Genomic DNA, 20,413 nt, shown 5'->3' with positions numbered 1-20,413 from the left:
CGTCAGGCCTCCGGGCGCGGTTGCGCCGGAGCCAGCCAACAGCGCCTGTTGTTCCGGCACTCCAACCAGATGGTGCCCACCGAAGCCGGCAAGCTGTTCTACAGCTGTTGCCGGCAGCTAATGGACCTGGCGGCGCAGAGCCAGCAATCACTGGAGGATCTGCGCCAGGAAGTCAGCGGCCAACTGGTGTTGCATGTGCACAATGCATTCGAGCGGGGCTGGTTGCCGGCCGTGGCGGATCGGTTTCTGGATGCCCATCCCGGTGTGCGGCTGGAGATTACGGTGGGTGCCATGCCGCCTGATGCCGAACAGGGGAGCGTAGGTGATCTCTGGCTATGGCTGGGTCCGGAGCAGTCCTCGAGCTTGCGCTGCGAGCGAATGGGTCGATGGGAGACTGGCCTGTTTGCCAGCCCCGGTTACGTCGGCAAGCAGGGCATGCCTGAAAGCCCCGAGCAGCTGAACCGCCATCATTGGGTGAATCTGCTGGAAACGGGTTCGCGTCCGGTGCTGCTGGAACACAGCGATGGCAGGGAGCACCTGTTCACGCCAGCGCCCTCGCGCCTGAAAGTCGATACGCTAGTCTTGCAGGCAGATTCCCTGGTTCGCGGGCAGGGCGTCGGCATGCTGCCGGTCTGGTACGCCGATCGTTACGAGCGCGCCCATCCCGGCAGTTTTTTGGCTTGCTTGCCAGACTGGAAACCCGAGGCATTGCAGGTCAACCTGCATCACAGTTTTGGTCGTCCTGCGCGCCAGGTGTCGGCGCTTGCCGATTGGCTGCGCCAGGAGATGCCGTAGGAATGGAAGGCCTGATCAAGCTGGCCTGCCTTACTTCAATCGACGCTCGATACCCATTTCGACGAGAATCTTTGCCGAGATCTCCTCAATGGAGAAGGTGGTGGTGTTGACGAACGGGATGTTCTCCCGACGGAACAGGCTTTCAACTTCGCGCACCTCAAACTCGCACTGGCCGAAACTGGCATAACGGCTGTTTGGCCGGCGTTCGTTGCGGATGCTGGTCAGTCGATCAGGGTCGATGGTCAGACCAAACAGCTTGTGTTTGTGGGCCTTGAGGGGCGCGGGTAGCTGGAGCCGTTCCATGTCCTCTTCGGTCAGCGGATAGTTGGCTGCGCGGATACCTGATTGCAGGGCCAGGTAAAGTGAGGTGGGCGTCTTGCCACAACGCGATACGCCCACCAGGATGATGTCGGCACGGTCATAGTGTTCAGTGCGGGCGCCATCATCATTATCCATGGCATAGTGCACGGCATCGATGCGGTCCTTGTAGAGACCGCCGTGCTGGATCGAATGCGATTTGCCGACGGAGTAGGACGATCCATCGCCGATTTCCTGTTCCAGCGGGGCCAGAAACGTGGAAAATATATCGATAAGATAGCCGTTCGACGCGGCCAGTTCATTGCGGATATCGCTGTTGACCACGGTGTCGAATATGATCGGCCTTATGCCGTCTCGCTCGGCAGCTGCATTGATTTGTTGTACCATGTCCCGCGCTTTTTCCACGGTGTCTATATAGGGCCGGAGCAGTTTGGTGAACTCGACGTTCTCGAACTGTGAAAGCAGGCTTTGACCCAGCGTTTCTGCGGTGATGCCGGTACCATCGGAGATGAAAAAAGCGGTACGTTTCATGCGCGAGGCCTTAAGATGTAGGTGTCTGAGCGTGGAGGTCGGCAATAGCCAGCCTCTGTCTCGGTGACCACATTGTGGCGCATTTGCGAGAGTCCGGCCAGATACCAGCGCACTAGCGCTGCCAATTCATTGATTTACGGAGAGATCACCTTGTTAGAGTACGTAGTGTCCTTCGAGCAACTGGGTGTTGATGATGTTGAACGGGTTGGCGGCAAGAATGCCTCCCTGGGTGAAATGATCAGCAACCTGGCTCACGCCGGCGTCTCCGTCCCCGGAGGCTTTGCCACCACCGCGCAGGCCTATCGCGACTTTCTGGAACAAAGTGGTCTGAATGATCGGATCAATGCGGCGCTGGATGCGCTGGACGTTGACGATGTCAACGAGTTGGCCCGGGTGGGCGCCCAGATTCGCCAATGGATCATGAGCGCATCTTTCCCCGAGGCGCTTGATGCGGCCATTCGCGAGGCCTTTGCCAAGCTGTCCGGTGATAACGACAATCTGGCGGTGGCCGTGCGTTCGTCTGCAACTGCCGAGGACCTGCCTGACGCGTCCTTTGCCGGTCAGCAGGAAACCTTCCTGAATATCCGCGGTGTGGACAATGTCATCCGTGCAGCGAAAGAGGTTTTTGCCTCACTGTTCAACGACCGGGCCATTTCCTATCGGGTTCACCAGGGCTTTGATCACAAGCTGGTCGCCCTGTCAGCCGGTGTGCAACGCATGGTGCGCTCGGAAACCGGCACAGCCGGGGTCATGTTCACCCTGGATACCGAGTCCGGATTCCGCGACGTAGTATTCATCACCGGGGCCTACGGCCTTGGGGAGACGGTAGTGCAGGGTGCGGTCAATCCGGATGAGTTCTACGTGCACAAGCCCACGCTGGAAGCGGGGCGACCGGCTATCCTGCGCCGGAACCTGGGCAGCAAGGCAATCAAGATGATCTACGGCGCCGAAGCCAGTGCCGGACGCTCGGTACAGACGGTGGATGTCGACAAGGCCGAACGCGCACGGTTCTGCCTCAGCGATGAGGAAGTGACCAACCTGTCCAAGCAGGCGCTGATTATCGAGAAGCATTATGGCCGCCCGATGGACATCGAGTGGGCGAAGGATGGCGATGACGGTCAGCTGTACATCGTTCAGGCCCGCCCGGAAACGGTCAAGAGCCGCAACAACGTCAATGTGATGGAGCGCTATCTGCTGAAGGAGAAAGGCAACGTTCTGGTCGAGGGTCGTGCGATCGGCCAGCGTATCGGCGCCGGCCGTGTGCGCATCATTCATAACGTAACGGAAATGGACAAGGTCCAGCCAGGAGACGTACTGGTTTCGGATATGACCGACCCGGATTGGGAGCCGGTCATGAAGCGCGCCAGTGCGATCATCACCAATCGCGGCGGGCGGACCTGTCATGCGGCGATCATTGCCCGCGAGCTGGGTATTCCGGCGGTGGTCGGTACCGGCAACGCGACCACGCAGCTGCACGATGGCCAGCAGGTGACAGTGTCCTGCGCCGAGGGCGACACGGGGATGATCTACGAGGGCCAGCTGTCCTTTGATATCCGCACCAACAGTGTGGATGCCATGCCGGCCATACCGTTCAAGATCATGATGAACGTGGGTAACCCCGATCGTGCTTTCGATTTCGCCAACCTGCCCAATGAAGGTGTGGGCCTGGCGCGTCTGGAGTTCATCATCAACCGCATGATTGGTGTGCATCCCAAGGCGCTGTTGAATTTCTCCAGCCTGCCTTCGGACGTGAAGGACAGCGTGGAGAAGCGTATTGCCGGTTACGCCGATCCGGTCAGCTTCTATATAGACAAGCTGGTCGAGGGTGTCAGCACCTTGGCTGCAGCCTTCTGGCCAAAAAAGGTCATCGTCCGGTTGTCAGATTTCAAGTCAAATGAATACGCCAACCTGATCGGTGGCCGGCTTTACGAGCCGGAAGAAGAGAACCCGATGCTGGGTTTCCGCGGTGCCTCGCGTTACATCAGCGAATCTTTCCGCGACTGCTTCGAGCTGGAATGCCGCGCGATGAAGCGCGTGCGTGATGAAATGGGCCTGACCAACGTCGAGATCATGGTGCCGTTTGTGCGTACCGTAGGTGAGGCCCAGCAAGTAGTCGAGCTGCTGGCCGAGAATGGTCTCAAGCGTGGCGAAAATGGCCTGCGACTGATCATGATGTGCGAGCTGCCGGCCAACGCCCTGCTGGCCGAAGAGTTCCTCGAGCATTTCGATGGCTTCTCCATCGGCTCCAACGACCTGACCCAGCTTACCCTGGGCCTGGATCGGGATTCCGGCATCATCGCGCACCTGTTCGATGAGCGTAACGCAGCGGTCAAGAAGCTCCTCAGCATGGCGATCTCAGCCTGTATTGCAGCGGACAAGTATATCGGTATCTGCGGGCAGGGCCCGTCGGATCATCCGGATCTTGCACGCTGGTTGATGGAGCAGAAGATCGAGAGCGTGTCGCTCAATCCCGATTCGGTAATGGATACCTGGTTCTTCCTCGCCGAAGACCAGAAGTAACCCATTGTCCGATCACGGCTGACTGAAGGAGAGTAGCAATGCACTATGTAACCCCGGATCTGTGTGACGCCTATCCCGATGTACAGGTGTTGGAGCCGATGTTCAGCAACTTTGGCGGCCACGACTCCTTCGGCGGCGAGATTGTCACGGTCAAGTGCTTCGAGGACAACTCTGTCGTCAAGGAGCAGGTAGGGCTTGATGGCCGCGGCAAGGTCATGGTGGTGGACGGAGGCGGTTCAATGCGTCGGGCACTGCTGGGCGACATGCTCGCGGAAAACGCGGCAAAGAACGGCTGGGAAGGCATTATCGTCTACGGTTGCGTGCGCGACGTCGACGTGCTGGCGCAGACGCCGCTGGGTATCCAGGCCCTGGCCAGCCACCCGATGAAAACCGACAAGCGCGGTATCGGCGATCTCAACGTGCCGGTCACTTTTGCCGGGGTTACTTTCCGTCCAGGCGAATACGTCTATGCCGATAATAACGGCATAATCGTATCGCCCGGCGAATTGAAAATGCCCGACTGAAGCATTGACCCGCTCGTTCCGGGCGGGTAATTGGCTCGCGCTCGCGTGCGTCCAGGCGAGCCAGAGTTCACCGGAGGTAGCCGTGGAAGATCCAATCGAGCAGCGTCTGCGTGAGCTGATGCAGGGCGATCAGGCCGAGGATGCCGGAAATGTCGACGATGACCGCATGGAGCGGGTGCTGCACAAGGTGCACCTGCGAGGCGGCATTGTCGACCTGATCGGACTGTTCACACGTTGGGGCTGGGTCGTTTCCGAAGGGGGAGCCCGCGGCCTGCGGCACGCCCGTCCGACGCGGCGCGACGATACTTCTGAACCGCGTTCCGAGTCTTCAAACAAAAAGAGAACCTAGTATGCAACTGGATACCTGGGGCCAGAGCTTCATGGCCAGCATGGCGGCCCTGTGGGCCAATATCGCCGCGTTCATTCCCAATCTGATCGCGGCCCTGTTCATTGTTCTGCTGGGCTTCCTGGTAGCCAAAGTGGTGGATACCGTGCTCAGCAAGGGTCTGGCCCGGCTCGGCCTGGACCGGTTGATGGCCGGCGCGGGCGTCAGCAAGCTACTGGGCAGAGTCGGTATAGCCATGCCGGTTTCAGCGCTGGTGGGCAAGATTCTCTACTGGTTTATTGTCCTCATGTTCGTCGTTTCGGCCTCGGAAACACTGGGGCTTGCACGGGTTTCCTCAACCCTTGATGCATTCACTCTCTACCTGCCCAAGGTCTTCGGCGCCGCGCTGATTCTGCTCGCTGGCCTGCTCCTGTCTCACCTGGCCAACGGGTTGGTGCGCGGCGCTGCCCAGGGAATCGGAATAGATTATGCGAATGGGTTGGGTCGACTGGCCCAGGGCCTGCTACTGATTATTACAGTGTCACTGGCGATCGGTCAGTTGCAGATTGAAACCCAGCTGCTGAACATGGTCATAGCTATTGTGCTGGTGTCATTCGGATTCGCTGCCGCGCTCGCTCTGGGCCTGGGCAGCCGCTCGGTGGTCAGCCAGATAATTGCCGGAATCTATGTGCGCGAGCTCTACCAGGTGGGAGACCGGATAAGCATGGACGGGCTGGAAGGAGTGGTAGAGGAGATCGGTACCGTCAAGACGCAGATAATGGATGATGAGGGCCAACTGGTGTCTGTGGCCAACCGTTCATTGATCGAGCAGCGGGTGTCGCGCTGACCTATCCGACCGACTCACTCACTGTGGTGAAAGCGTATTTTGACTAGTCAGAATCAGACCGCGCGCTACAATCCGCTCGAACTTACGGATGAGGAGCTGGTGTTGCGAGCGAATCGTGAACTATTTCATACCACTGTTGCCTATGAAGAGCTGATGCGCCGCTACCAGCGCACGTTGTTCAACGTGTGTGCCCGGTATCTGGGCAACGAGCGGGACGCTGACGACGTTTGCCAGGAGGTCATGCTCAAGGTGCTGCACGGTTTGCGTCAGTTCGAGGGGAAAGCAAAGTTCAAAACGTGGCTTTACAGTATTACGTACAACGAATGCATCACGCAGTATCGCAAGGAAAAGCGAAAGCGTCGGCTGCTCGATGCGCTCAGTCTGGACCCGCAAGAGGAAGCAGTTCCGGAGCCGGATGTTGCGCAGGTAACCGACCGGGTCAGCCTGGATCGCTGGCTGGTACATGTAAATCAGGTTGACCGGGAGATTCTCGTATTGCGTTTTGTCGCCGAATTGGAGTTCCAGGAAATAGCAGACATCATGCGGATGGGGCTTAGTGCAACTAAGATGCGATATAAAAGAGCATTAGAGAAACTCAGGTCACACCTTGAAAATCCTTTTTGAACGGTTTTTATTTGCTTTTCATTATTTCTGTTATACTCCGATGTGAGTTTTGCGCAAGTTAACGTCCTAAACGGTTTGATGGGGATTTAATAATGAAATTGAAAAACACTCTGGGTATCGTTGTTGGTGCCGCGATCGCTGCTTCTGTAATGCCTGCCATGGCTCAAAGCGCCGGCTCAGTTGAAGTTGAAGCGTTCGCCAAGCGCTACTTCACAGATAGCTATCGCGACATGAGCGACGGCACTCTGGTGGGCGGCGGTATTGGTACGTTCCTTACCGATGACGTTTTGCTGAACGTTAACCTGGGCACCTATCGTGACACGCTTGAAGCTGACGCCACTGGCGAAGACATCGATGGTCGTTTGATGACGCTGGAAGCGATCTACCACTTTGGTGAAGGCGCAATCCGTCCGTACCTGTCCGGTGGTCTGGGCCATCAGGAGCTTGACGGTATCGGTGGTCGCTCCGACGACCGCACCACTATGGCCCTGGTCGGTGCCGGCGTGAAAAACTATCTGAGCGATCACTTCTACGTGAAAGCCGGTGTTGATGCCATGTACGGTTTTGACAGCAAGAATACTGAGTGGATGGCCGGCGTTGGCATGGGTCTGAACTTCGGCGGCGCAGCTCCTGCTCCGGTTGCACAGGCTCCTGCGCCCGCACCGGCTCCTGCACCGGCTCCTGCACCAGAGATGCAGAACGTGCGCGTTGAGCTGGACGTCAAGTTCGATTTCGACAAGTCGAGCATCCGTCCAGAGTATCGTGACGACATCAACAGCCTGGCCGAGTTCATGAAGACCTATCCTTCGGTTACCACTACTGTTGAAGGTCACACTGACTCAATCGGTACTGATGCCTATAACAAGGATTTGTCCCAGCGTCGTGCTGCTTCGGTTCGTCAAGCTCTGATCAATCAGGGTGTTGACGCTTCGCGTATCGACTCTGTCGGTTACGGTGAAGAGCGTCCGATCGCTGACAACTCTACTGACGAAGGTCGTCAGATGAACCGTCGCGTTGAAGCTGACGTTGAAACACAGGTTCAAGTTCGCTAAGAACTGATCCTGCAGCAGAAAAAACCCGGCTTCGGCCGGGTTTTTTTGTGCCCGGTCGTAACGCGGGCCGGTTTGCTGAAGATGGAGCGATGAATGTCAGATGTAATTGACCCCGGGAAAGCGCAGGCGAAAATCGTCCGGCATGGGGCTGACCTTTGACGTGGTGAAATCGTAGAAGACGAAGCCTGATTTGGCCAGAGCGACGAGCTCCCCACCGATCGCCTTGGTAATGCGGAAGATGATGTCGCCACCATACTTGTTCAGGTCCATCATGCCTACTTCGAAGATCAGCGCATCACGGGCGAAAGCCTCACGCTTGTAGGTGGTGGCGAGGTCGGTGACGATGATGCCGGTGTCCTTGTCGCTGACTTCCTCGATGCCAAACTGATAGAGAAAACGAGCGCGTGCTTCGGAAATCATCGATACCATCGAATCGTTGGCAAGGTGCTTGCCGGCGTTAATATCGGTGATGCGCACTGTCAGTTGGGTGGTGAAATAGAACTGATTGTCGGGGAATTCAAGGGTAAGGCGTGCCATGCGGTGAGAACCTTTAACGTCGGGGAGGGCAGGGGCGAAAAGCAGCGCGCATTGTACTCAAGATGGTCCGGCTCAGACACCGGAAGTAGATGTGCGGCAAAAAAAGGCCACCCGAAGGTGGCCTTTCTCTTAACACCGGGCCGAAGCCAGATCAGTCGGTTATCAACCGAACTGATTCATGGTGTTGTCCTTGCCACCAGCCTTCAGAGCAGCTTCGCCAGCGAAGTACTCTTTGTGGTTGTCACCGAGGTCGGAGCCAGCCATGTTCTGGTGCTTGACGCAGGCGATGCCTTGGCGCAGTTCCTGACGCTGTACGCCTTTCACATAAGCCAGCATGCCTTGCTCTGCGAAGTACCCTTTGGCCAGGTTGTCAGTAGACAGCGCGGCAGTGTGGTAAGTCGGCAGAGTGATCAGGTGGTGGAAGATACCGGCTTCACGAGCGGCATCTGCCTGGAAGGTACGGATCTTCTCGTCAGCAACCTGGGCCAGCTCGGTTTCGTCGTATTCGACGCTCATCAGCTTGGCGCGATCGTAGGCGGATACATCCTTGCCTTCTTCAACCATGTTGTCGAACACCTGCTGGCGGAAGTTCAGGGTCCAGTTGAAGGACGGGCTGTTGTTGTAGACCAGCTTGGCATTGGGTACCACTTCGCGAATACGGTTGACCATGTTGGCGATCTGGCCAACGTGCGGCTTCTCGGTCTCGATCCACAGCAGATCTGCACCGTTTTGCAGCGAGGTGATGCAGTCCAGGATGACACGGTCTTCACCGGAGCCAGCCTTGAACTGGAACAGGCCGGAAGCCAGACGCTTGGGCTTGAGCAGCTTGCCGTTGGCCTTGACGACAATATCACCGTTGGAGATGTCGGATGCGTCTTCGATGTAGTCACCATCCAGGAAGCTGTTGTACTTGTCGCCCAGATCGCCTGGCTCGTTGGTTACAGCGATCTGCTTGGTCAGGCCTGCGCCCAGCGAGTCAGTACGGGCAACGATCACACCATCGTCAACACCCAGCTCAAGAAACGCGTAACGTACGGCGTTGATCTTGGCCAGGAAGTCCTCATGGGGAACGGTTACCTTGCCATCCTGGTGACCGCACTGCTTCTCGTCGGATACCTGGTTTTCGATCTGGATGCAGCAGGCGCCGGCTTCGATCATTTTCTTGGAAAGCAGGTAGGTAGCTTCAGCGTTGCCGAAACCGGCATCGATGTCGGCAATGATCGGCACAACGTGAGTTTCGTAGTTGTCGATCTTGGCCTGGACTTCGGCTTGCTTGGACTTGTCACCGGCTTCGCGTGCGGCGTCCAGATCCATGAACAGCAGATCCAGTTCACGGGCGTCAGCCTGGCGCAGGAAGGTATACAGTTCTTCGATCAGATCGGAAACAGCAGTCTTCTCGTGCATGGACTGGTCAGGCAGCGGGCCGAATTCGGAGCGCAGGGCAGCAACCATCCAGCCGGACAGGTACAGGTAACGCTTGTTGGTGGTCTTCAGGTGCTTCTTGATCGAGATCAGCTTCTGCTGTCCGATGAAGCCGTGCCAGCAGCCCAGGGACTGGGTGTAGGCGGAAGTGTCTGCGTCGTACTCGGCCATGTCTTTGCGCATGATGGCGGCAGTGTACTTGGCGATGTCCAGGCCGGTCTTGAAGCGGTTCTGGGCGCGCATGCGAGCCACGGATTCTGGGTTGATAGCGCTCCAGCTGTTACCGGCAGAGTCTTTCAGCGCGGCTACGGCCTTGATGTCGTTTTCATAAGCTGACATGGTCAATCCTTCAAGTTTGCGTTTGGTTGAGCACGAAAATTCCACCCAATACCCACATGCTAAAGGTCGTGTATGGGCGGTGCACCGCTGCGCGTCTGAACAGGACTGAAAGAAATAGAACCGAGAGGAGGGGTATGAGCAGGTGAATGATCGCTACTGCTGCCGCAAACGTGGTCGCGATTGCCAGGGGACAAGGATGTATCCGCAGGGCAGAGCAGTGGACTTGAAATCATTCAGACTGACGCTAAATCGCTTCCCCGTCCCTCAGGACAACTTCGTTCCAGTCGCAACCTCGTCGAACTGCCTTGTGGGCTGTTGAGACACTGACCGATCCAATGGTTATGGATACGGTCCGGAGGATCCTTTCGGTACCTCTGGCTAGCGGGAGCGACGCAATGATGCGACTTGGTTGGCAATAAGTCAATCGCATGTAGTGATTTTTTCGACCAACTACACGCGTCCGGGGGCGTTGACAGGGCCCGTTACAGGCGCTCGACCATCAGTCGGATGCTTCCTTCGTTTTCATTGCGGGTACGTAGTCGTTGTCCGATATCCTGGTTATTGCTGCGAGCGGTATCGCCCAAGGTACCTACGGTGATCCATTCACCCACACGCCCGGTGACCACGGTGTCGGCCTGCTGGACATCGATAACACGATCATCATCGCTATTGAGGCGATTATTGTTAGCGCTGAGCGTAATGGTCGCCTGATCCCCATTGAGCCTGACGGTGGCATAGAAACCCTGTGTCACATCCTGGTACTGGGTCTGTTGCAGGATCCGGCCGTACGCGTCTGTCGTTGTAGTGGTCAGTGGAACGCTCTTGCCTGACTGGATCAGAACCGGATAGCCCTCATTGGCGGTAATCTGCCGCACACCGTCGTTCCGGCCACGGGTTTCCCGGCGGATGATACGTGCCTGGTTGGTCACGCCAGGGTCGCCGACGATGATATCGCCGGCTCCGGTACTGAAGCGTCCATCGACTCCAAAGCCACGCTCGCTGCTAGTGGAGCTGCCGCTGTTGACTACGCTGATTCTCAACTGGGCCGGCTGACGATCGATGTCGGCCAGCAGGGCGCGTATTTCCTCGATGCGTTCCGGTTCGGCGCGTACGATGAGCTGATTGCCGAAGGCAGAGACGCGCTCATCTTCCCCGAGCATGGGCTTGATAGCCGGGATCAGGCTGTCAGCCATGTTATAGCCAAGGGTAAATACTTCGGTCTGGGGTGCGGCTTGCACAGGACCTGTTACCAGCAGGGCGAGGGTCATGACGAGGGGATACATCCGGTGCAGAAAAGCTGTTTTCATAGCAGGAATCTCCTGATGGCCGGATCGCTCTGGCTGCTGGACCACAGATCGTCGAATGCGCTGGACCAGCGCCTGACCTGATCTGGGCTGTTATACCGCACAAACCCGTCGTGACTTATCGATTTCGGCAGCATCAATATGCCGCTGTCATCAGCCAGCATATACACTTGCGGCGCTCTGGTCCGCTCCGGATGTTGTCTGCGGATTTCCAGCAGGCTGGGAAAGCGATGCATCAGATTCAGCAGACTGTGGCCCTGCAGGAATGGTTTGCTTGCCTCATGCAGCAATATGCGGAGGCGGGCTTTGGGTTGGCGGGCGATAAACTGCTCGATCGCGGCGATAACCTCCCGGCGATTGAATAGCCATGTGGCCTGATCGGCTGCGTATACGAGAACGCGTCGGCGCGTCTGGCCGAGCATCCAGAGCAGATGATCTGCGGCCTGATGCTCATCGATTTCGATCAGTTCCCGTTGCTCACCCAGTTGCCACGGCAGATCCAGCTCGCGTGGGGCAGTCTCTGGCTCTTGCGGATTGTGGATGCTGAATCGGCCCGGAGATTGAAATTCGATCAGCGGCAGACTGACTGCGTCTGCGTCTGCGTCTGCGTCTGCGTCGCGGCGCATGGCGAAATGCGGGATGCCTGCTTCGAGGTATTCTGCGGAGCACACCTGAAAGCCCAGGCGGCGGTAGAAATCCAGTGCATAGCTTTGTGCCGAGAGCAGCAGGGTGCGCATGCCGCGCTCATGTGCGTGATCCATGACAGCTTGCATCAGCTGTTCGCCCAGCCCGCGGCCGCGCCATGCGGGCAGTATGGCTACCCGGCCGATGTGCCCATCTTCCAGTAGGCGTGCTGTGCCGACAGGCTCGGCCGCGCAGTTCATCAGGAAGTGGGTGGAAACCGGATCGTCCGCATCCCACTCCAGGGATTCGGCAATCTGCTGCTCTTCGATGAATACATGCCTGCGGATGTCCCGCAGAGCTTCGGTGCCTTCCCAGTCGACTAGTCGGACACTAATCTCATTCATCATCTCCCTCCAGCAGGAGGTCTCCCTTGGCCAGCAACTGCTCGATCAGCGTCCAGGCCTCCCCGTTGTTCTTCCAGCCAAGCAGTGCTTCGCAATCAAGATAGTCGTTGTTACAGACTAGTTGAACGATGGGCAAGAGGGTAGCCGGCAGGACACAGTGTTCGCCGCTGGCAAAAAGCAGTAGATGCTCCTCGTTCTCCAGACGATAGGCCAGTCGCGAGCTGGGATTGCGCATGAGCCCATAGCCGTTCTGCAGCTCCTCGTGCAGGGTTCCGGCTGGCAGCTCCTGGGGCTCGATCAGCTCCGGATACCGCGGCTCCGTCATATGCCGGCCAAACCAGGTGGCGAGCGCCGCCTTGTCCTGGACAAGCTCGAGCACGATGCGCTGCAACCGCTCGATGCTCTGGTCATCAATGGCCGAGGGATCATTGGCCGCTCGCATATCGCTGTCGCTGTAACGCTGACCATCGCCAAGGTGCTGACTCAGAAAATCGGTGTAGTGCAGCAGAATTTCCGAGTGGCTGGGCGCCCTGAAGCCGACGGAGCAGGTCATGCAGTCATCTTCAGCGATGCCGTGGTGCGCTATGCCTGGCGGAATGTACAACATGTCACCGGGTTCGAGCACCCATTCCTGCTCCTCGTCGAAATCACGCAGGATGCGCAGGTCGGGGTGATCCAGCAATGGACTCTGATCGTCGCAATGCTGGCCGATCTTCCAGCGACGCCGGCCGTGGCTTTGCAGCAGAAAGACATCGTAATTGTCGAAGTGCGGTCCGACGCTTCCGCCAGGAGCGGCGTAGCTGATCATCACGTCGTCGATACGCCAGGTCGGCAGGAAGCTGAACGCTCTGGTCAGCTCGGCCACTTCCGGTACGAACTGGTCGACGGCCTGGACCAGCAGAGTCCAGTCGCGTTCGGGCAGTGTCTTGAAATCATCTTCGCTGAACGGTCCACGTCGCAATTCCCAGGGCGTCACACCCTGGGTCAGAACAATGCGCGACTCGACTTCCTCTTCCAGGGCCAGACCAGCCAGCTCGTCAGGCGAAAGCGGGTTGTCCAGGTCCGGGAACGCCCGGCGAATCAGCAGCGGTTTCTTCTGCCAGTAGTCGCGCAGGAATACGTCCGGGCTGATGCCGCCTAGCAGGACGGCGGGTTGCGGCAGTGTCATGTGGAGCACCTTGTATTGGGTTGAGGCCTCAGATCCGTTTGGCCTGGGTCACGGCGCTGCCAATGTAGTTCGCCGGAGTCAGCGCCTTGAGGTCCGCCTTGGCCTGATCGGGGATCTCCAGCGTGTCGACGAACTCCAGCAATGCCTGCGGCGTAATGCCCTTGCCGCGGGTCAGTTCCTTGAGCTTTTCGTAGGCGTCCGGTACCGCATAACGGCGCATTACTGTCTGGATAGGTTCGGCGAGGACTTCCCAGGTGCTGTCCAGATCATCAGAAATACGTTGAGCATTAAGCTCCAACTTGCTGATTCCCTTGAGAGTTGACTCATACGCAATCAGGCTGTGGGCGAAACCGACGCCCAGGTTACGCAGTACTGTGGAGTCGGTCAGATCACGCTGCCAGCGCGAGATCGGCAGCTTGCTGGCCAGATGCTGGAGTATCGCATTGGCGATGCCCAGGTTGCCTTCGGAGTTTTCGAAATCGATCGGATTGACCTTGTGTGGCATGGTCGAGGAGCCAATCTCGCCAGCAATCGTTTTCTGCTTGAAATAACCCAGGGAGATGTAGCCCCAGATGTCGCGGTCGAAGTCGATCAGAATGGTATTGAACCGTGCCGCTGCATCGTAAAGTTCGGCAATATAGTCATGCGGCTCGATCTGGGTGGTGTAAGGATTGAAATCCAGGCCCAGCGTACCTTCGACGAAGCTCTTCGCGTTGGCTTCCCAGTCAATTTCCGGGTAGGCCGACAGGTGGGCGTTGTAGTTACCCACCGCGCCGTTGATCTTGCCGAGCAGTGGCACTGCGGCAATCTGCTTGATCTGGCGTTCCAGACGATAAACGACGTTCGCCAGCTCCTTGCCCATGGTGGTGGGGGAGGCGGGCTGGCCGTGGGTGCGCGAGAGCAGTGGTACGTCGGCATGGGCCACAGCGAGAGCGCGGATCTCATCGGCAATGCGCTGCATCAGCGGTAGCATGACCTCGTCGCGACCGGCGCGGAGCATCAGCGCGTGGGACAGGTTGTTGATGTCCTCGGAGGTGCAGGCAAAGTGAATGAATTCGTTTACGGCCTTGAGTTCGGGCAGGCTTTCCACCTGCTCCTTGAGCAGATACTCCACAGCCTTCACATCGTGATTGGTAGTGCGCTCGATTTCCTTGATGCGCTCGGCGTGTTCGAGCTGGAAGTCGTCTACCAGCCGGTCGAGCAGTGCGTTTGCTTCATCCGAAAAGGGCCCGATCTCCGGGATCTGTGGATGGGCTGCAAGGCATTGCAGCCATCTTACCTCGACCTGAACGCGGAAACGGATCAGACCATATTCGCTGAAAATAGTGCGCAGGCTGGCTGTTTTGCTGCCGTAGCGGCCATCAACCGGGGATACGGCGGTCAGGGAGGAAAGTTGCATAGGTTTTCTCGTCAAAAGATGGGGCGGAAAAACGCCAGATGATACACCAGATCAGGCGGTTTTGGCCCGGGCACCGGGCAGTAAGATGCTGATCATGGTGGAGGCAAAGATCAGCCCGGCGCCTATCCAGGAAGATAACCCGGGTAATTCACCCCAGAGAAACCAGGCGAATAATCCGGAGAAGACGATGGCCAGATAGCTCAACGGTCCGATCTTGCCGGGTGGTGCCAGGCTGTAGGCGCGTGACATGAGCAGTTGGCTCACGGTGGCTATCAGGCCGATGGCAATCAGCATGCCCAGCTGCGTGGCGTCTAGCGGCTGCCAGGCCCACAGCAGCGGGATCGCCGACAACAGCGAGGAGAACAGCGCAAAATAGAACACGATACGCGTGGCGGGCTCGGTATTGCTCATTGCGCGGATCGAGACGAAAGCGCATGCAGCGAGCAGACTGGCACCGACGCCAGCCAGTGCGTTGGGATCGAACAGTGCACCGGACGGCTTGGCAACCAGCAGCACCCCTGCAAAACCCAGCAGCACCATGAAGATCATGCGCAATGTCAGTGATTCGCGTAGCCACCACCAGGCCAGCAGCGGCGTAAAAACCGGCGCGGCGTAGGTGAACAACATCGCATCGGCAAGTGGCAGATGAGCAATGGCGTAGAAAAAACAGTACATGGCGCCGAGGCCGAAGAAGGTGCGCAAAAAATGACTGCGCAAATGGCTGGTGCGGAAAGGGCCGAAACCCTTGGCCAGAATCATCGGCAGAAAGAACACCACGCCCAGCAGATTGCGAAAGAACACCACGTTTTCGTTGTTCACGGTGGTGGATACTTCGCGAATCAGAATGCCCATGACAGCAAAGAGCAAGGCCGAGCAGGCGAGAAAGAGGGCGCCCTTGCGGGGATGGTCGAGCCTGACCAGTTCAACCATTGAGCACCGAGTGGGTGGCTTCCAGCAGTTTCTTGCGGGTAAACAGCAGTTGCCAGCGATGTCCGCCCAACTGGCGCCACAACCTGGCCGAGCGGATACCCGCGAGCAGCAGGGCGCGGATCCGGTTGGCTATGTCGGGTTGCTGCAGATGACGCATATCACCGTGGACCTGGATGCGCAGCCGCAGGGTGCTGAGCGTGTCCTGGTAGATGCTGCCGAGCGAGGCTGCGACATTGTCATGCAGGATCCCGAAATGCTCTACCTGCGAACTGGTCTGCTCGAGACGCTGGCCGAGTACGCTGAGCATGTCATCACGTTTGCTCAACTGCCGCTCGAGCGTCAGCAGGTTCATGCTGTAGCGCAATGCGTCACGTTGCAGCGCGGCAGTGTCGCGCTCAAGCATGGCCTGCAGTGCCTGAATGCCATGTCGGATGTTGTGATGCGACCCACCGTATATCTCCATCACATCATCGGGGGAGCGCTCGAGGATGCTGCCCAGCAGGCAGGAGACCGAGCCTTCGCCGTACTGGCCGGTGCGGGCCAGCTTGTCGACCTGGATGGCTGCTTCGAAAATTGCGCCGAGCGCAATTACCTGTTCTTCGGCGTTGGTCATGCAGCGTCCTTATCGAATGCGGGTATAGCCGTTTCAATCACGCCGCCGCCCAGGCACACGTCGCCGTCATACAAGACGACGGACTGGCCTGGAGTGACCGCTCGTTGCGGGTCATCGAAGCGGATCAGAAAACCCTCGGCGGACCGCTCGAGCGTGCAGTCCTGATCGGGCTGACGGTAGCGTACCTTGGCAGTGAGGCGCAGGGGCGCAGAGACCTCGAGTTCATTGACCCAGTAGATGGTCGAGCAGCCCAGCGCGCCGGAGAAGAGCCAGGGGTGATCGTTACCCTGGCCGACCACCAGAACGTTGCGGTCCAGGTTCTTGTCCAGCACATACCAGGGTTCATCGCCTGCGCCCTGCAGGCCGCCGATGCCAAGGCCCTGCCGCTGGCCTATCGTGTGGTACATCAACCCGTGATGCCGGCCAATGATCTTGCCTTCGGTGGTTTCGATGTCGCCGGGCTGGGCCGGCAGATATTGCTTGAGGAAATCACTGAAGCGCCGCTCACCGATAAAGCAGATGCCGGTTGAATCCTTCTTGCGAGCAGTAGCCAGCTGATATTTCTCCGCGATGCGGCGCACCTCGGGTTTTTCCAGCTCACCTACGGGGAACAGCGTTCGGGCAATCTGTTCGGCTCCGACCGCATGCAGAAAGTAACTCTGGTCCTTGTTACTGTCCAGACCGCGCAGCAGCACGGTCTGGCCGTTACGTTGGTCACGGCGCACGTAATGGCCCGTCGCAATCAGGTCTGCCCCGAGCATCAATGCGTAATCGAGAAACGCCTTGAACTTGATTTCACGGTTGCACAGGATGTCCGGATTGGGGGTGCGTCCGGCCTTGTACTCCTCGAGAAAATGCTCGAACACGTGGTCCCAGTACTCGGCGGCGAAGTTGGCTGTGTGCAGTTTGATGCCCAGACGATCACTGACGGCCTGGGCGTCTGCCAGATCCTCGCGCGCCGTGCAGTATTCGGTACCGTCGTCTTCGTCCCAGTTCTTCATGAACAGGCCTTCAACCTGATAACCCTGCTCGAGCAGGAGAGCTGCGGAAACCGAAGAGTCGACACCGCCAGACATGCCGACGATGACGCGGGTCCGACCGGGGTCTTTGGTGATAGCTGTTGTCATCTTAGCGAAACAGATCCAGTGAGTAGTGGGGCTTGTTCAGGTAGTCGACGATACAGTCCAACACCAGATGGCTGCGCAAATCGCCACTGCGGGCGCGAATATCTTCGAGACTCATCCATGGCGCACGGACGATTCCCTCGTCCAGCTTCATGTCGGTATGCTGCTGCAGCAGTTGACCAACAAAGCAGCTACGCTGATAGCTGACGCCGTTGTCAGCCTTGAACAGATAGACGCCGACCACACCGGTAATCTTTACCGTGCAGCCAGTTTCCTCGAGAACCTCACGTCTGGCGGCCTGGATAAGACTTTCGTCTTCTTCCAGGTGACCCGCTGGCTGGTTTAAAACTAGTCGCCCGTCGCGGTACTCTTCGACCATCAGAAATTGGCCTTGTTCTTCAACTATGGTGGCAACAGTCACGTGGGGTATGAAACGCATGCAGGACTCCTGAACAGGCTGCATAGGTTAGCCTAAATCGGTGCCAGGGGTGAACTGTCAGGCCGCCGGAGAGTGTCAACTGACTGGATTTGATGGTAAAAACAGCTAGGATGCTGATAGGCGGCTATGTAGCAGCAATGTAGTGATACTACATATTTCTGCTCCGACAGCGATTTAACTGATAGGTTCGGTTTTATATTACCAAGATTGCCATTTATACGAGCACAGGCTTTGAAAAGACGTGACATTTTGTAGGAAAACTACAACAATATGCGCCATCAGTAACACGTATTCTCTGGTCCCGGTTTACCCCGCGGGACCATTCATGACAACGACAACATCACGGAGTCAACAATGGGATACCAAAAGATCCAGGTGCCGGCGAACGGCGACAAAATTTCCGTAAATGCCGACCAGTCCCTGAACGTGCCGGACAACCCGGTCATTCCCTACATCGAAGGTGACGGGATCGGCGTGGACATTTCACCAGTAATGATGAAAGTGGTCGACGCGGCTGTGGAGAAGGCCTACAGCGGCAAGCGCAAGATTTCCTGGATGGAAGTATATGCCGGCGAAAAGGCAACTCAGGTTTATGACCAGGACACCTGGCTTCCTGAAGAAACCCTGCACGCAGTGAAGGATTACGTTGTTTCCATCAAGGGGCCTCTGACTACGCCTGTTGGCGGCGGCATCCGCTCGCTGAACGTTGCGCTGCGCCAGCAGCTGGACCTCTTCGTCTGTCAGCGTCCAGTGCGCTGGTTTACCGGTGTACCCAGCCCGGTCAAGAAGCCGGGTGATGTGGATATGGTGATTTTCCGCGAGAACTCCGAAGACATCTACGCCGGAGTCGAATTCAAGGCCGGTACCCCCGAAGCCAAGAAGGTCATCAAGTTCCTGCAGGAAGAAATGGGCGTTACCAAGATCCGTTTCACCGATATGTGCGGTATCGGCGTCAAGCCGGTTTCCCAGGAAGGTACCAAGCGTCTGGTGCAGAAGGCGCTGCAATATGCCGTCGACAATGACCGCAAGTCGGTCACTATCGTGCACAAAGGCAACATCATGAAGTTCACCGAAGGTGCCTTCAAGGAATGGGGCTATGAAGTGGCGCGTGACGAGTTCGGTGCCGAGCTTCTGGATGGCGGTCCATGGATGCAGTTCAAGAATCCGAAGACCGGTCGCAACATTGTGGTCAAGGATGTTATCGCCGATGCGATGCTTCAGCAGATTCTGTTGCGTCCGGCCGATTACGACGTGATCGCTACCCTGAACCTGAACGGTGACTACCTCTCCGACGCCCTGGCGGCGGAAGTTGGCGGTATCGGTATCGCCCCGGGTGCCAACCTGTCCGATTCGGTAGCCATGTTCGAGGCGACTCACGGGACTGCACCCAAGTACGCTGGTCAGGACAAGGTGAACCCCGGTTCGCTGATTCTGTCTGCCGAGATGATGCTGCGTCACATGGGCTGGGTCGAAGCCGCGGATCTGATTATCAAGGGCACCGAAGGCGCGATTGCCAACAAGACAGTCACCTATGACTTCGAGCGTCTGATGGACGGAGCAACACTGCGTTCATGCTCCGAGTTTGGCGACGACATGATTGCCAGCATGGGCTGAAACGCCAAGCAGGTAATAGGCAGTAAAGACAAGGCCGGCTAATGCCGGCCTTGTTGTTCCGGTAGGACCGGTAGGTTAATGATGTCAGTGAGGCGCCGCATGGACCTCTTGGGCCTGACCTTTAGTTTCGGGAGCGGAATCAGGCCCTGCCATGTCATGGGACTGTATGTTGACCGCATGCAATCCCTTTGGCCCCTGGATTATCTCGAAACGCACTGGCTGCCCCGCCTTCAGCGTCCGGTAACCGTCCATCTGAATTGCCGAATAATGTGCAAAGAGATCTTCATCGCGGCCTTCGGCTATAATGAAGCCAAATCCCTTGGCATTGTTGAACCATTTGACCTTGCCGTATTGCATGCCACATCCCTCGTGCTGCCCCAAGGTTTGGGGGGTGTATTCATGGTGTGGAGCTGCATGGCGCAATGATCGAAACAGGTGACCGCCAGGCAATGCTCGTTTACACTTTTTAACACTGAATCAAAGTAAGTCAAGCCAGCCTCTGGCAAGCTGAGGAACAGCTCACAGTTTGCCTTCGGGCTTTTATCCAATAGCCTGTAATCAGCGATGCTTCTCATGTTTGCAATGACCAATTTTCAGCTAACCTTGAATCAGAGTCCGGACGATCCAGAACACGAGGATGATTCCGGTCTGGCGGTGGAGACCAGCAAGCCTGAGCTCAAGCCGCCATCACGTTACAAGGTCGTCATGCTGAATGATGACTACACCCCGATGGACTTTGTTGTAGAGGTGCTTGAGACGTTTTTCTCTATGAATCGCGAAGCCGCTACACAGATCATGCTGAGGGTCCATACTGAAGGAAAAGCGGTTTGTGGTGTCTTCACGCGCGACATCGCGGAAACCAAGGCCGAACAGGTCAATGAATATGCCAGGGAATGCCAGCACCCGTTGATATGTCAGATTGAACGGGAAGCGTAACCAAGCGGCAATAGCCGCATGACG

21 protein-coding genes are annotated in these 20,413 nt (G+C 57.4%); 9 read left to right on the top strand and 12 right to left on the bottom strand.

Annotation, left to right across the window (positions count from 1 at the left end; all coding sequences use genetic code 11):
• Positions 1–69: 69 nt before the first annotated feature.
• On the top strand, positions 70–795 hold the full coding sequence (locus ABYA88_RS01675) for a LysR substrate-binding domain-containing protein (RefSeq protein WP_373184878.1): 726 nt from the start codon (positions 70–72) through the stop codon (positions 793–795).
• A gap of 30 nt (positions 796–825) precedes the next feature.
• Here the strand turns inward: ABYA88_RS01675 and ABYA88_RS01670 are convergent, their stop codons facing one another.
• Positions 826–1,644 carry a pyruvate, water dikinase regulatory protein gene (locus tag ABYA88_RS01670; RefSeq protein WP_373184876.1) on the bottom strand — a complete coding sequence of 273 codons (819 nt, stop codon included), beginning with the start codon at positions 1,642–1,644 and terminating at the stop codon, positions 826–828.
• Between the two features lie 150 nt (positions 1,645–1,794).
• On the opposite strand from ABYA88_RS01670, the gene ppsA reads away from it, so the two are divergent.
• The 6 genes from ppsA to ABYA88_RS01640 all read left to right on the top strand — a co-directional run bounded on the left by ppsA (position 1,795) and on the right by ABYA88_RS01640 (position 7,536).
• Entirely contained in the window at positions 1,795–4,164 is a 2,370-nt protein-coding gene (ppsA, locus tag ABYA88_RS01665; RefSeq protein ID WP_373184874.1) for a phosphoenolpyruvate synthase, read from the top strand.
• Between the two features lie 38 nt (positions 4,165–4,202).
• Positions 4,203–4,688 (top strand): ribonuclease E activity regulator RraA, encoded by a 486-nt coding sequence (gene rraA / locus ABYA88_RS01660; protein ID WP_373184872.1) that lies wholly within the window; start codon positions 4,203–4,205, stop codon positions 4,686–4,688.
• 82 nt (positions 4,689–4,770) lie between these two features.
• A complete protein-coding gene (locus tag ABYA88_RS01655) occupies positions 4,771–5,037 on the top strand; it encodes a hypothetical protein (RefSeq protein ID WP_373184870.1) in 267 nt (88 codons plus the stop codon).
• A 1-nt stretch (position 5,038) separates the two neighbouring features.
• On the top strand, positions 5,039–5,860 hold the full coding sequence (locus ABYA88_RS01650) for a mechanosensitive ion channel domain-containing protein (protein WP_373184868.1): 822 nt from the start codon (positions 5,039–5,041) through the stop codon (positions 5,858–5,860).
• 39 nt (positions 5,861–5,899) lie between these two features.
• Entirely contained in the window at positions 5,900–6,484 is a 585-nt protein-coding gene (gene sigX / locus ABYA88_RS01645) for an RNA polymerase sigma factor SigX (protein WP_373184866.1), read from the top strand.
• Positions 6,485–6,576: 92 nt separating this feature from the next.
• Positions 6,577–7,536 carry an OmpA family protein gene (locus ABYA88_RS01640; RefSeq protein WP_373184864.1) on the top strand — a complete coding sequence of 320 codons (960 nt, stop codon included), beginning with the start codon at positions 6,577–6,579 and terminating at the stop codon, positions 7,534–7,536.
• 96 nt (positions 7,537–7,632) lie between these two features.
• On the opposite strand, the gene ABYA88_RS01635 is transcribed toward ABYA88_RS01640, so the two are convergent.
• The 10 genes from ABYA88_RS01635 to ABYA88_RS01590 form a co-directional block, all read right to left on the bottom strand.
• Positions 7,633–8,073 (bottom strand): thioesterase family protein, encoded by a 441-nt coding sequence (locus ABYA88_RS01635; protein ID WP_373184862.1) that lies wholly within the window; start codon positions 8,071–8,073, stop codon positions 7,633–7,635.
• Positions 8,074–8,235: 162 nt separating this feature from the next.
• On the bottom strand, positions 8,236–9,834 hold the full coding sequence (locus ABYA88_RS01630; RefSeq protein WP_373184860.1) for an isocitrate lyase: 1,599 nt from the start codon (positions 9,832–9,834) through the stop codon (positions 8,236–8,238).
• 482 nt (positions 9,835–10,316) lie between these two features.
• Positions 10,317–11,141 (bottom strand): secretin N-terminal domain-containing protein, encoded by an 825-nt coding sequence (locus tag ABYA88_RS01625; RefSeq protein WP_373184858.1) that lies wholly within the window; start codon positions 11,139–11,141, stop codon positions 10,317–10,319.
• A complete protein-coding gene (locus ABYA88_RS01620; RefSeq protein ID WP_373184856.1) occupies positions 11,138–12,166 on the bottom strand; it encodes a GNAT family N-acetyltransferase in 1,029 nt (342 codons plus the stop codon). Before ABYA88_RS01620 ends, ABYA88_RS01625 begins: the two co-directional genes overlap by 4 nt.
• Positions 12,159–13,334, bottom strand: a complete 1,176-nt coding sequence (locus ABYA88_RS01615; protein ID WP_373184854.1) for a JmjC domain-containing protein — start codon at positions 13,332–13,334, stop codon at positions 12,159–12,161. Before ABYA88_RS01615 ends, ABYA88_RS01620 begins: the two co-directional genes overlap by 8 nt.
• Before the next feature lie 28 nt (positions 13,335–13,362).
• On the bottom strand, positions 13,363–14,733 hold the full coding sequence (purB, locus tag ABYA88_RS01610; RefSeq protein ID WP_373184852.1) for an adenylosuccinate lyase: 1,371 nt from the start codon (positions 14,731–14,733) through the stop codon (positions 13,363–13,365).
• Between the two features lie 51 nt (positions 14,734–14,784).
• Complete coding sequence (locus ABYA88_RS01605) at positions 14,785–15,663, bottom strand: DMT family transporter (protein WP_373184850.1); 879 nt, start codon at positions 15,661–15,663, stop codon at positions 14,785–14,787.
• Positions 15,656–16,276 carry a high frequency lysogenization protein HflD gene (gene hflD, locus ABYA88_RS01600; RefSeq protein ID WP_373184848.1) on the bottom strand — a complete coding sequence of 207 codons (621 nt, stop codon included), beginning with the start codon at positions 16,274–16,276 and terminating at the stop codon, positions 15,656–15,658. Before hflD ends, ABYA88_RS01605 begins: the two co-directional genes overlap by 8 nt.
• Entirely contained in the window at positions 16,273–17,403 is a 1,131-nt protein-coding gene (mnmA, locus tag ABYA88_RS01595) for a tRNA 2-thiouridine(34) synthase MnmA (RefSeq protein ID WP_373184846.1), read from the bottom strand. Before mnmA ends, hflD begins: the two co-directional genes overlap by 4 nt.
• 1 nt (position 17,404) lies before the next feature.
• Positions 17,405–17,839, bottom strand: coding sequence for an NUDIX hydrolase (locus ABYA88_RS01590; protein ID WP_373184844.1), 435 nt, complete (start codon positions 17,837–17,839; stop codon positions 17,405–17,407).
• Positions 17,840–18,193: 354 nt separating this feature from the next.
• Here ABYA88_RS01590 and icd point away from each other — a divergent pair, with 354 nt between their 5' ends.
• Complete coding sequence (gene icd, locus ABYA88_RS01585) at positions 18,194–19,453, top strand: NADP-dependent isocitrate dehydrogenase (RefSeq protein ID WP_373184843.1); 1,260 nt, start codon at positions 18,194–18,196, stop codon at positions 19,451–19,453.
• Between the two features lie 84 nt (positions 19,454–19,537).
• On the opposite strand, the gene cspD is transcribed toward icd, so the two are convergent.
• Positions 19,538–19,810: a cold shock domain-containing protein CspD gene (gene cspD, locus ABYA88_RS01580; RefSeq protein WP_373184841.1), complete on the bottom strand. Its 273-nt coding sequence runs from the start codon at positions 19,808–19,810 to the stop codon at positions 19,538–19,540.
• A 216-nt stretch (positions 19,811–20,026) separates the two neighbouring features.
• Between cspD and clpS the strand changes: the two genes are divergently transcribed.
• A complete protein-coding gene (gene clpS / locus ABYA88_RS01575; RefSeq protein ID WP_373184839.1) occupies positions 20,027–20,389 on the top strand; it encodes an ATP-dependent Clp protease adapter ClpS in 363 nt (120 codons plus the stop codon).
• Positions 20,390–20,413 lie beyond the last annotated feature (24 nt).

The sequence above is a fragment of the Halopseudomonas sp. genome, from assembly GCF_041579695.1.
In the GTDB taxonomy this organism is placed as follows: domain Bacteria; phylum Pseudomonadota; class Gammaproteobacteria; order Pseudomonadales; family Pseudomonadaceae; genus Halopseudomonas.
Note: the sequence above shows the minus strand (reverse complement) of the source record. Positions and strands in the feature narration are given on the sequence as shown.

What these genes read in the sequence shown, in the direction of transcription:
- clpS (WP_373184839.1), top strand. Translation starts at nt 20,027, where the DNA reads ATGTTTGCAATGACCAATTTTCAGCTAACCTTGAATCAGAGTCCGGAC.
- ABYA88_RS01625 (WP_373184858.1), bottom strand. Translation starts at nt 11,141, where the DNA reads ATGAAAACAGCTTTTCTGCACCGGATGTATCCCCTCGTCATGACCCTC.
- ABYA88_RS01635 (WP_373184862.1), bottom strand. Translation starts at nt 8,073, where the DNA reads ATGGCACGCCTTACCCTTGAATTCCCCGACAATCAGTTCTATTTCACC.
- ABYA88_RS01605 (WP_373184850.1), bottom strand. Translation starts at nt 15,663, where the DNA reads ATGGTTGAACTGGTCAGGCTCGACCATCCCCGCAAGGGCGCCCTCTTT.
- ABYA88_RS01640 (WP_373184864.1), top strand. Translation starts at nt 6,577, where the DNA reads ATGAAATTGAAAAACACTCTGGGTATCGTTGTTGGTGCCGCGATCGCT.
- icd (WP_373184843.1), top strand. Translation starts at nt 18,194, where the DNA reads ATGGGATACCAAAAGATCCAGGTGCCGGCGAACGGCGACAAAATTTCC.
- ABYA88_RS01630 (WP_373184860.1), bottom strand. Translation starts at nt 9,834, where the DNA reads ATGTCAGCTTATGAAAACGACATCAAGGCCGTAGCCGCGCTGAAAGAC.
- ABYA88_RS01650 (WP_373184868.1), top strand. Translation starts at nt 5,039, where the DNA reads ATGCAACTGGATACCTGGGGCCAGAGCTTCATGGCCAGCATGGCGGCC.
- cspD (WP_373184841.1), bottom strand. Translation starts at nt 19,810, where the DNA reads ATGCAATACGGCAAGGTCAAATGGTTCAACAATGCCAAGGGATTTGGC.
- mnmA (WP_373184846.1), bottom strand. Translation starts at nt 17,403, where the DNA reads ATGACAACAGCTATCACCAAAGACCCCGGTCGGACCCGCGTCATCGTC.
- ABYA88_RS01670 (WP_373184876.1), bottom strand. Translation starts at nt 1,644, where the DNA reads ATGAAACGTACCGCTTTTTTCATCTCCGATGGTACCGGCATCACCGCA.
- ABYA88_RS01620 (WP_373184856.1), bottom strand. Translation starts at nt 12,166, where the DNA reads ATGAATGAGATTAGTGTCCGACTAGTCGACTGGGAAGGCACCGAAGCT.
- ABYA88_RS01615 (WP_373184854.1), bottom strand. Translation starts at nt 13,334, where the DNA reads ATGACACTGCCGCAACCCGCCGTCCTGCTAGGCGGCATCAGCCCGGAC.
- ABYA88_RS01590 (WP_373184844.1), bottom strand. Translation starts at nt 17,839, where the DNA reads ATGCGTTTCATACCCCACGTGACTGTTGCCACCATAGTTGAAGAACAA.
- ABYA88_RS01675 (WP_373184878.1), top strand. Translation starts at nt 70, where the DNA reads ATGGTGCCCACCGAAGCCGGCAAGCTGTTCTACAGCTGTTGCCGGCAG.
- purB (WP_373184852.1), bottom strand. Translation starts at nt 14,733, where the DNA reads ATGCAACTTTCCTCCCTGACCGCCGTATCCCCGGTTGATGGCCGCTAC.
- hflD (WP_373184848.1), bottom strand. Translation starts at nt 16,276, where the DNA reads ATGACCAACGCCGAAGAACAGGTAATTGCGCTCGGCGCAATTTTCGAA.
- rraA (WP_373184872.1), top strand. Translation starts at nt 4,203, where the DNA reads ATGCACTATGTAACCCCGGATCTGTGTGACGCCTATCCCGATGTACAG.